We start from the raw sequence: 10152 nt of genomic DNA on the forward strand, positions 1-10152 counted from the left end.
TCACCGCAGGGGCCGTCCTCACGGCCGGCGTCCTCCTGTACACCACACGCCCCCGGCAACCCCCGCCACCCGCACCGCCGTTTCCGTCCCAGGTGACCGCCGTCACCTACCTGAAACCGCAGGCCAGAGGCCCGGAAACAGACAAACGGAATTTCAGCTTCATCGTCGAACTCACCGTGGAATCAGGACCTCCGGTCACCGTCACCCACATATCCCAGCCCTACACAGGCCTTTCGACGACCTCCAGCCCACACGTCCCTTTCCGGACAAAAGAAGGCTCCCCCCGCAAGATCGTCATCACCCTCCGCGTCACAGAATGCGGAGAATTGCCAGAGAACGTCGGACTCCCTTTCCTGGATGTAACTCTGCGTAATACGCGCGCAATACGGACTCACAGCTTCATCCTCGGACCGCGCTACGCACAGGACCTCTCCACGGCCCTACAAGTCGCCTGCAGCAACGATTTTCGGTAATCACCAAAACCCCTGATACACCTGAACGCCCCCCGCCCGGTCCTGCGGTTTCTCACCATGCGGACAGGTCAAAACGGCCGGAATTCCGCCGTTCCCCCCACTCAGTACCGCTCTGCATTACCTCGTGTCATAACAAGAGCGTCACAGCATTGGCCAGACCCTCCTCCCTGTTCCCCCCACCCGCTTAGAGTCACGGCCAGTCACCGCGCCTCCCGATTCTTACTTCGGCCCAGCGCTCGACTCGGCCGTTTCCACCGGGAAACAGCCGTCAGGGGAAAGGACTGGATCGTGCGTCAACGTTCACTCATCGCCGTCACCGCTGCTTTGGCGGCAGGAGCACTCACCCTCACCGCCTGCGGTTCGCGCGACGAGGGCGGGAGCGGCAACTCGGATTCCGGCAAAGGCGGCACCACCGTCGTGATCGGCATCGACGCACCGCTGACCGGCGACCTGTCCGCCCTGGGTCTCGGCATCAAGAACTCCGTGGACCTCGCGGCCAAGATCGCCAACAAGGAGGAGACCGTCGACGGCGTCACCTTCAAGGTCGAAGCCCTCGACGACCAGGCCCAGCCCTCCTCCGGCCAGCAGAACGCCACCAAGTTCGTCGCCAACGACGAAGTCCTCGGCGTCGTCGGCCCGCTGAACTCCTCCGTCGCCGAATCCATGCAGAAGGTCTTCGACGACGCCAAGCTCGTCCAGGTCTCACCCGCCAACACCAACCCCTCCCTCTCCCAGGGCACCGACTGGCAGAAGACCCAGACACGCACCTACAAGTCGTACTTCCGTACCGCGACCACGGACGCCGTCCAGGGCCCGTTCGCCGCCCAGTACCTGTACAACGACTCCAAGAAGCGCAAGGTCTTCGTCATCGACGACAAGAAGACCTACGGCGCCGGCCTCGCCGCCACCTTCACCGCCGAGTTCAAGAAGCTCGGCGGCAAGGTCGTCGGCACCGAGCACATCGACCCCGAGACCAAGGACTTCTCCGCGGTCGCCACCAAGGTCAAGTCCTCCGGCGCCGACGTCGTCTACTACGGCGGCGAATACCCGCAGGCCGGCCCGCTCAGCAAGCAGATCAAGGCCGCCGGCGCCAAGATCCCGCTCGTCGGCGGCGACGGCATCTACAGCGCCGACTTCATCAAGCTCGCCGGCGCCAGCGGCACCGGCGACCTCGCCACCTCCGTCGGCGCCCCGGTCGAAGAGCTCCCCTCCGCCAAGGAGTTCGTCGCCAACTACAAGACCGAGGGCTACAAGGAGGACTTCGAGGCCTACGGCGGCTACAGCTACGACTCGGCCTGGGCCATCATCGAAGCCGTCAAGAAGGTCGTCGAGGACAACGACGGCAAGCTGCCCGACGACGCTCGCGAAAAGGTCACCGCCGCCATGCAGAACGTCTCCTTCGACGGAGTCACCGGCAAGGTCTCCTTCGACGAGTTCGGTGACGCCACCAACAAGCAGCTCACCGTCTACGCCGTCGAGAACGGCGACTGGAACGACGTCAAGTCCGGCACCTACACCGGCTGACCCAGCCGCACCAACCGAGCCGCGCGGGGCGCCGCACCACAGGCGCCCCGCGCGCACTCGCATCCGGCCCCATCCATCGAACTTTCCGAACGCTCGGAGGACATGCGGTGAACGAACTGCCGCAGCAGCTGGTCAACGGCCTGCTACTGGGATCCATGTACGGGCTGGTCGCCCTCGGCTACACAATGGTCTACGGCATTGTCCAGCTCATCAACTTCGCCCACGGCGAGATCTTCATGACCGGCGCCTTCGGCGCACTCACGGTCTACGTATACATCCTGCCCGACGGCACCTCCATGCTGATCGCCCTGCCGCTCATGCTCATCGGCGCCATGATCATCTCCACCACCGTGGCCGTAGGGGCGGAACGGTTCGCCTACCGGCCCCTGCGCGGCGGCCCCCGCCTCGCCCCCCTCATCACCGCCATCGGCCTCTCCCTCGCCCTCCAGCAGGCGGTATGGGCCTGGTACCCCGAAGCGAAGTCCGCCCGCACCTTCCCCAGCATCCCCGGCGGACCCTTCGAGATCGGCACCGTCACCATCCAGACCGGCGACGTCTTCGTCCTCTGCGCCGCCCCCCTCAGCATGGCCATCCTCGGCTACTTCGTGATGCGCACCCGCACCGGACGCGGCATGCAGGCCACCGCCCAGGACCCCGACACGGCCAAGCTCATGGGCGTCAACACCGACCGCATCATCGTGGTCGCCTTCGCCCTCGGCGCCATCTTCGCCGCCGTCGGCGGCGTCGCCTACGGCCTCAAGTACGGCCAGATCGACTTCCGCATGGGCTTCATCCTCGGACTCAAGGCCTTCACCGCCGCCGTCCTCGGCGGAATCGGCAACATCTACGGAGCCATGCTCGGCGGCCTCGTCCTCGGCATCGCCGAAGCCCTGTCCACCGCCTACATCTCCGACATCCCCGGCATGCAGCAGTTCGGCAGCCAGTCCTGGGCAAACGTCTGGGCGTTCGTACTCCTCATCCTCGTGCTCCTCTTCAGGCCCCAAGGCCTCCTCGGCGAGCGCGTCGCGGACAGGGCGTGACACCGATGACCACACAAACCACCACAGCACAGACCCCCGGCTCCCCCACCGCCGAGCCCAACAAGGGCCTCATCGGCATCCCGGAGCACATCGGCCGCGCCCTCGCCACCGCCGGCGGCGCCCTCACCGTCATCTCCACCTTCCTCGCCTGGACCTGGACCTCCGCCTTCCCCGGCGACCTCACCTACTACGGCTACCCCGGCGGCCTCCAGGTCCTCGTCCTCATCGGCGGCGCCCTCACCACCCTCTTCGGCCTCGCCTCCTACGGCACCAAGGGCCTGCGCTGGCTCACCCCCGCAGGCGCCGACAGCGCCATCAAACTCGCCGCCATCGGCACCTTCGCCACCGTCTGGTACACGATCATCGCCATCAGCGCCACCCTCGGCGGCCTCGTGCACCTCGAACCCGGCGGCTGGATCGCGGCCATCGCCACCCTGACCGCCCTCCTCGGCGCCCTCGCCCTGCCCTTCGAACGGCCCGAACCCGACCCCCACGACCCCGACGACAGCAAGTGGGAAAAGCTCCGCCACGAAACCCGCCACACCTTCGCCGTCCTGCGCGCATCCATCGCCACCGGCCGCACCCGGCCCGCACGCGAACTGCCCGCCTACGGCGAAATCCTCATCATCGTCGGCGCCCTCACCACCGGCCTGATCGTCTTCACCTACGGCATCGGCACCTCGTACGACGAACTCTTCGTCGGCTTCCTCATCACCGCCGGCTTCGGCTTCGCCGCCATCGCCAAGGCAGGGCTGCTCGACCGCGTCTCCGCGATCACCGCCAGACACCGCAACGTCACCCTGATCGGCGCCTTCGTCGCAGCCGCCGCCTTCCCCTTCACCCAGTCCGACGACCAGTACGCCACCATCGGCGTCTACATCCTCATCTTCGCCACCGTCGCCCTGGGCCTCAACATCGTCGTCGGCCTGGCCGGCCTCCTCGACCTCGGATACGTCGCCTTCCTCGGCGTCGGCGCCTACACCGCCGCCATGGTCTCCGGAAGCCCCTCCAGCCCCTTCGACATCCAACTCCCCTTCTGGGCCAGCGCCCTCCTCGGCGCCGCCGTCGCCATGGTCTTCGGCGTCCTCATCGGAGCCCCCACCCTCCGCCTCCGCGGCGACTACCTCGCCATCGTCACCCTCGGTTTCGGCGAGATCTTCCGCCTCGCCGTCCTCAACACCGACGGCACCTCCGGACCCGACATCACCAACGGCTCCAACGGCATCTCCTCCATCCCCAACATCAACATCCTCGGCTTCGACTTCGGCCAGGAACACACCATCGCCGGCTTCACCATCGCCCGGTTCGCCAACTACTTCCTGCTGATGCTCCTCATCACGCTGGTCGTCGTCGTGGTCTTCCGACGCAGCAGCGACTCCCGCATCGGCCGCGCCTGGGTCGCCATCCGCGAAGACGAAACCGCCGCCCGCGCCATGGGCATCAACGGATTCCGCGTCAAACTCATCGCCTTCGCCCTCGGCGCCACCCTCGCCGGCCTCGCCGGAACCGTCCAGGCCCACGTCACCTACACCGTCACCCCCGAGCAGTACATGTTCGCCCACGTCGTCCCGCCCAACAGCGCCTTCCTCCTCGCCGCAGTCGTCCTCGGCGGCATGGGCACCATCAGCGGACCCCTCGTCGGCGCGGCCCTGCTCTACCTCATCCCCGCCAAACTCCAGTTCCTCGGCGACTACCAGCTCATCGCCTTCGGCCTCGCGCTCGTCCTCCTCATGCGCTTCCGGCCCGAAGGCCTCATCCCCAACCGGCGTCGCCAGCTCGAATTCCACGCAGAGGCCGAAGCACCCACAGTCCTCAGCAAGTCAGGGGCCTGACCACCATGACAACCGACACCACCACCCCGAGCGCCCCCACCGGCGCCACCCCGGGCGAAACCATCCTCGACGCCCGCGGCGTCACCATGCGCTTCGGCGGTCTCACCGCCGTCCGCGGCGTCGACCTCACCGTCAACAGCGGTGAAATCGTCGGCCTCATCGGGCCCAACGGCGCCGGCAAGACCACCTTCTTCAACTGCCTCACCGGCCTCTACACCCCCACCGAAGGCGAAGTCCGCTACAAGGACAAGGTCCTGCCCCCCAAGTCCTTCAAGGTCACCGCCGCCGGCGTCGCCCGTACCTTCCAGAACATCCGCCTCTTCGGCAACATGACGGTCCTCGAGAACGTCCTCGTCGGCCGCCACACCCGCACCAAGGAAGGCCTCTGGTCCGCCCTCCTACGCGGCCCCGGCTTCCACAGGGCCGAAGCCGCCTCCCGCGAACGCGCCATGGAACTCCTCGAGTTCGTCGGCCTCGCCGACAAGGCCGACCACCTCGCCCGCAACCTCCCCTACGGAGAACAACGCCGGCTCGAGATCGCCCGCGCCCTCGCCAGCGAACCCGGACTCCTCCTCCTCGACGAGCCCACCGCCGGCATGAACCCCCAGGAAACCCGCGACACCGAAGAACTCGTCTTCGCCATCCGGGACAAGGGCATCGCCGTCCTCGTCATCGAGCACGACATGCGCTTCATCTTCAACCTCTGCGACCGCGTCGCCGTCCTCGTCCAGGGACAGAAACTCGTCGAAGGCGACGCCGCCACCGTCCAGGCCGACGAACGCGTCATCGCCGCCTACATCGGGGAACCCATCGCGAACGACCCCGGCGCCGAAGAAGCAGCCGAAGTCGAAGCCGCGGAAGCAGCCGCCGAGGCCACCACGGACGCCGCGCCCGGCAAGGAGAACGACCGATGACCGCACTCCTGGAAGTCGAAGACCTCAAAGTCGCCTACGGCAAGATCCAAGCCGTCAAGGGCATCTCCTTCAAGGTCGAGGCCGGCGAAGTCGTCACCCTCATCGGCACCAACGGCGCCGGCAAGACCACCACCCTGCGCACCCTCTCCGGCCTCCTCAAGCCGGTCGGCGGCCAAATTAAGTTCAACGGAAAATCACTCAAGAAGATCCCCGCCCACGAGATCGTCTCCCACGGCCTCGCCCACTCCCCCGAGGGGCGGCACATCTTCCCCCGCATGACCATCGAGGACAACCTCCGCCTCGGCGCCTTCCTCCGCAACGACAAGGCAGGCATCGACAAAGACATCCAGCGCTCCTACGACCTCTTCCCCATCCTCGGAGAACGCCGCAAACAGGCCGCGGGAACCCTCTCCGGCGGAGAACAGCAAATGCTCGCCATGGGCAGGGCCCTCATGTCCCAGCCCAAACTCCTCATGCTCGACGAACCCTCCATGGGACTCTCGCCGATCATGATGCAGAAGATCATGGCCACCATCGCCGAACTGAAGGCCCAGGGCACCACCATCCTGCTCGTCGAACAGAACGCCCAGGCCGCCCTCTCCCTCGCGGACCACGGCCACGTCATGGAAGTCGGCAACATCGTCCTCTCCGGAAGCGGACACGACCTCCTCCACGACGAATCCGTCCGCAAGGCCTACCTCGGCGTCGACTGACCACCACCCCACACACCACGAGGCCCGCGCTCCCCTCGAGGGAACGCGGGCCTCACCGCCACCACCGACAACCAACCCGCCGACGACTACCCCGCCGACGCCTTCTTCTCCGCCGCATCGTCGATGACCGCCTGCGCCACCTGCTGCATCGACATCCGCCGATCCATCGACGTCTTCTGAATCCACCGGAACGCCGCCGGCTCCGACAACCCGTACACCGTCTGCAGCACCGACTTCGCCCGGTCCACCAGCTTCCGCGTCTCCAGCCGCAGACTCAGATCCGCGACCTCACGCTCCAGCTCCCGCAACTCCGTGAACCGCGACACCGCCATCTCGATCGCCGGCACCACATCACTCTTCGAGAACGGCTTCACCAGATACGCCATCGCCCCCGCGTCCCGCGCCCGCTCCACCAGATCACGCTGCGAGAACGCCGTCAGCATCAACACCGGCGCGATACTCTCCTCAGCGATCTTCTCCGCCGCCGAGATACCGTCCAGCTTCGGCATCTTCACATCGAGAATCACCAGGTCAGGCCGGTGCTCCCGCGCAAGCTCCACCGCCCGCTCACCATCGCCGGCCTCCCCGACGACGGTGTACCCCTCCTCCTCCAGCATCTCCTTGAGATCGAGCCGGATCAGCGCCTCGTCCTCGGCGATCACGACACGCGTCGTCATCGGAGGCACGTGCGACTTGTCGTCGTCGGGCACGTCTACTGGCTGGGGCGACTCGGGGACGCTCAACGGGGGCTCCTTGGTGCGGGCCGGGCAGATACTGCTGACAAGAGCGTACCTAGCTGCGGTAAGGTGGGGGCACGGCGGGTGACCGCCAGCCTTCATTTCGAAGAGAGCCCCGGTAGCCCAGAGGCAGAGGCGATGGTCTCAAACACCATACAGCGTCGGTTCGAATCCGACCCGGGGCACTTTTCCTCCGAATCCAAGATTGCCAATTGAAAGTGGATATTCCACGTTCTCGTGAACATCCACTTATTGCCGCGTGTCACCGCTATCACTCACGCACGGTGTGCATATGTACGACCTCAGCACACGCAGGCGGGCCCTGGCTTTGGTGTCCCAGGGTCGGAGCCTCAACTCGGTGAGTCGCGAGACGGGCATCTCCCGCGCCGCGATCAGATCCTGGCAACACCGCCTGGAGCCCCTGCCCCGCATGACGCTCCCGGCTCCGGGGCCACCTGCCGACGAGTCCGCCTACGTCTACCTCCTCGGCCTCTATCTCGGCGATGGCTGCATCAGCGCGCACCCTCGCGCCGGCTACTACCTGCGGATCGCATGTGCGGACGCCTGGCCGGGGTTGATCGAACTGTGCCGCGAAGCCATTGCACGAGTCCGCCCCGGTATCGGCCTCTGTACACAGCCGAAGCAGGGATGTGTGATGATCGTCAGCTACTCCCGGCACTGGCCTCGGCTCTTCCCCCAGCACGGACCCGGTAAGAAGCACGAACGCCCTATTTCCCTGGAGCCATGGCAGCAGACCATGGTCGACGAACACCCCTGGGAGTTCGTCCGTGGACTCATCCACTCCGACGGATGCCGGATCACCAACTGGACGACTCGCATGGTCCGCGGTGAACAAAAGCGCTATGAGTACCCGCGGTACTTCTTCACCAATCTCTCAGCCGACATCATCCGCCTCTTCACAAGGTCCTTGAACCAAGTAGGCGTCGAGTGGCGGCAGCCCAACCCCCGCAACATCTCCGTCGCCAAGAAGGCATCCGTCGCCCTGTTGGACCTTCACGTGGGCCCCAAGTACTGAACCGGGGCCCTGATGAGGTTACTTGGGGCTGTCGTCCTCGCCGATGTGGTGGACGCGGACGAGGTTGGTCGAGCCGGAGACGCCGGGCGGGGAGCCGGCGGTGATGACGACGATGTCGCCCTTCTTGCAGCGGCCGTAGGCGAGGAGGAGTTCGTCGACCTGGTCGACCATCGCGTCGGTGGAGTCGACGTGGGGGCCGAGGAAGGTTTCGACGCCCCAGGTGAGGCTGAGCTGGGAGCGGGTGGCGGGGTCGGGGGTGAAGGCGAGGAGGGGGATGGGCGAGCGGTAGCGGGAGAGGCGGCGGGCGGTGTCGCCGGACTGGGTGAAGGCGATGAGGTAGGTGGCGTCGAGGAAGTCGCCGATTTCGGCGGCGGCTCGGGCGACGGCGCCGCCCTGGGTGCGGGGTTTGTTGGTGTCGGTGAGGGGTGGGAGGCCTTTGGCGAGGAGGGTCTCTTCGGCCGCTTCGACGATGCGGGCCATGGTGCGGACGGTGTTGATGGCGTGTTTGCCGACGCTGGTTTCGCCGGAGAGCATGACGGCGTCGGTGCCGTCGATGATGGCGTTGGCGACGTCGGAGGCTTCGGCGCGGGTGGGGCGAGCGTTGCCGATCATCGAGTCGAGCATTTGAGTGGCGACGATGACCGGTTTGGCGTTGCGTTTGGCGAGTTTGATGGCGCGCTTTTGAACGATGGGGACTTGTTCGAGTGGCATTTCGACGCCGAGGTCTCCGCGGGCGACCATGATGCCGTCGAAGGCGGCGACGATGTCGTCGATGTTCTGGACGGCTTGGGGTTTTTCGATTTTGGCGATGACGGGGAGGCGGCGGCCTTCTTCTTCCATGATGCGGTGGACGTCCTTGATGTCGTGTCCGCTGCGTACGAAGGAGAGGGCGATGGTGTCGAAGCCGGTGCGCAGGGCCCAGCGGAGGTCGTCCTCGTCCTTTTTGGAGAGGGCGGGGACGGAGACGGCGATGCCGGGGAGGTTGAGGCCTTTGTGGTCGGAGACCATGCCGCCTTCGATGACGGTGGTGTGGACGCGGGGGCCGTCGACCGCGGTGACGTGGAGGGTGACTTTGCCGTCGTCGATGAGGATGCGTTCGCCGGGGGTGATGTCGTCGGCGAGGCCTGCGTGGGTGGTGCCGCAGGTGTGGCGGTCGCCTTGGACGCCGTCTTCCACGGAGATGGTGAAGGTGTCGCCGCGTTCAAGGAGCACGGGGCCTTCGGTGAAGTGGCCGAGTCTGATTTTCGGGCCTTGAAGGTCGGCGAGGAGGCCGACGCTGCGGCCGGTTTCGTCGGCGGCTTTTCGGACCCGGTGGTAGCGCTCCTCGTGTTCGGCGTGGGTGCCGTGGCTGAGGTTGAATCGGGCGACGTCCATTCCGGCGTCTACCAGGTCTTTGATCTGGTCGTATGTGTGTGTGGCGGGCCCTAGCGTGCAGACGATTTTGGCTCGGCGCATGGAATGAGCCTAGGGCTTACCGACGGGTAGGGATTAGGTCACATGTGACCATTCGGCGGACTGCGTATGAATGACTATTGACAAGTGTTGAATTGTGCGGCCATGCGCTCCGATGAGCACACCGGATCGTCGGTCGTGGCGCGGTTCTCACGGCCGGTCACGGAGTTCGCTGCCGTCATCGCCGCCGCCCGTGCCGTCCTGTCGGATCGCGGTTCGTGAGGGCTGGTCAGACTCGACGTGTTCAGGTCAGAATCGTCGCGCGCGGATCTACGCGCGTCATTGCCTGCCTGAGGAGAGCCCCGGATGCCGTTGAACCGCCGGAAGTTTCTGACGAGATCCGCTGCGACGGGGGCGGGGGTGGCGCTGGCGGGTGCGGCGGCTCCCGCCGCTCAGGCCGCCGGGTCCGCGGAGGCCGCAGGGTCCGTCGC

General features: G+C 66.2%; 8 protein-coding genes and 1 tRNA gene. 7 read left to right on the forward strand and 2 right to left on the reverse strand.

Going from position 1 to position 10152, the window contains the following annotated elements; genetic code table 11:
• Positions 1–761 precede the first annotated feature (761 nt).
• From AOK11_RS22315 to AOK11_RS22335, 5 genes are all read left to right on the forward strand, one after another.
• Positions 762–1997, forward strand: coding sequence for a branched-chain amino acid ABC transporter substrate-binding protein (locus AOK11_RS22315; protein ID WP_055595508.1), 1236 nt, complete (start codon positions 762–764; stop codon positions 1995–1997).
• A 107-nt stretch (positions 1998–2104) separates the two neighbouring features.
• Positions 2105–3037, forward strand: a complete 933-nt coding sequence (locus tag AOK11_RS22320; RefSeq protein ID WP_055595509.1) for a branched-chain amino acid ABC transporter permease — start codon at positions 2105–2107, stop codon at positions 3035–3037.
• A gap of 5 nt (positions 3038–3042) precedes the next feature.
• Complete coding sequence (locus tag AOK11_RS22325) at positions 3043–4869, forward strand: branched-chain amino acid ABC transporter permease (protein WP_055595510.1); 1827 nt, start codon at positions 3043–3045, stop codon at positions 4867–4869.
• Positions 4870–4874: 5 nt separating this feature from the next.
• On the forward strand, positions 4875–5783 hold the full coding sequence (locus tag AOK11_RS22330; RefSeq protein ID WP_055595511.1) for an ABC transporter ATP-binding protein: 909 nt from the start codon (positions 4875–4877) through the stop codon (positions 5781–5783).
• Entirely contained in the window at positions 5780–6496 is a 717-nt protein-coding gene (locus AOK11_RS22335; protein WP_055595512.1) for an ABC transporter ATP-binding protein, read from the forward strand. The genes AOK11_RS22330 and AOK11_RS22335 overlap by 4 nt, the downstream gene beginning before the upstream one ends.
• Before the next feature lie 86 nt (positions 6497–6582).
• Here AOK11_RS22335 and AOK11_RS22340 read toward each other — a convergent pair whose 3' ends face one another.
• Entirely contained in the window at positions 6583–7239 is a 657-nt protein-coding gene (locus AOK11_RS22340) for an ANTAR domain-containing response regulator (protein ID WP_055595513.1), read from the reverse strand.
• Between the two features lie 106 nt (positions 7240–7345).
• Here AOK11_RS22340 and AOK11_RS22345 point away from each other — a divergent pair.
• Both AOK11_RS22345 and AOK11_RS22350 read left to right on the forward strand, forming a co-directional pair.
• Positions 7346–7418: transfer RNA gene (locus AOK11_RS22345), tRNA-Leu, on the forward strand.
• A 107-nt stretch (positions 7419–7525) separates the two neighbouring features.
• Positions 7526–8269, forward strand: coding sequence for a helix-turn-helix domain-containing protein (locus AOK11_RS22350; protein WP_055595514.1), 744 nt, complete (start codon positions 7526–7528; stop codon positions 8267–8269).
• An 18-nt stretch (positions 8270–8287) separates the two neighbouring features.
• On the opposite strand, the gene pyk is transcribed toward AOK11_RS22350, so the two are convergent.
• Positions 8288–9724: a pyruvate kinase gene (pyk, locus tag AOK11_RS22355; RefSeq protein ID WP_055595515.1), complete on the reverse strand. Its 1437-nt coding sequence runs from the start codon at positions 9722–9724 to the stop codon at positions 8288–8290.
• Positions 9725–10152 lie beyond the last annotated feature (428 nt).

Origin of the sequence: Streptomyces hirsutus (genome assembly GCF_001418415.1) — a bacterium.
Taxonomy (GTDB): Bacteria; Actinomycetota; Actinomycetes; order Streptomycetales; family Streptomycetaceae; genus Streptomyces; species Streptomyces hirsutus.

Excerpts from the sequence above, each read along its gene's own strand:
- AOK11_RS22325 (WP_055595510.1), top strand. The coding sequence starts at position 3,043 with ATGACCACACAAACCACCACAGCACAGACCCCCGGCTCCCCCACCGCC.
- AOK11_RS22330 (WP_055595511.1), top strand. The coding sequence starts at position 4,875 with ATGACAACCGACACCACCACCCCGAGCGCCCCCACCGGCGCCACCCCG.
- AOK11_RS22335 (WP_055595512.1), top strand. The coding sequence starts at position 5,780 with ATGACCGCACTCCTGGAAGTCGAAGACCTCAAAGTCGCCTACGGCAAG.
- AOK11_RS22350 (WP_055595514.1), top strand. The coding sequence starts at position 7,526 with ATGTACGACCTCAGCACACGCAGGCGGGCCCTGGCTTTGGTGTCCCAG.
- pyk (WP_055595515.1), bottom strand. The coding sequence starts at position 9,724 with ATGCGCCGAGCCAAAATCGTCTGCACGCTAGGGCCCGCCACACACACA.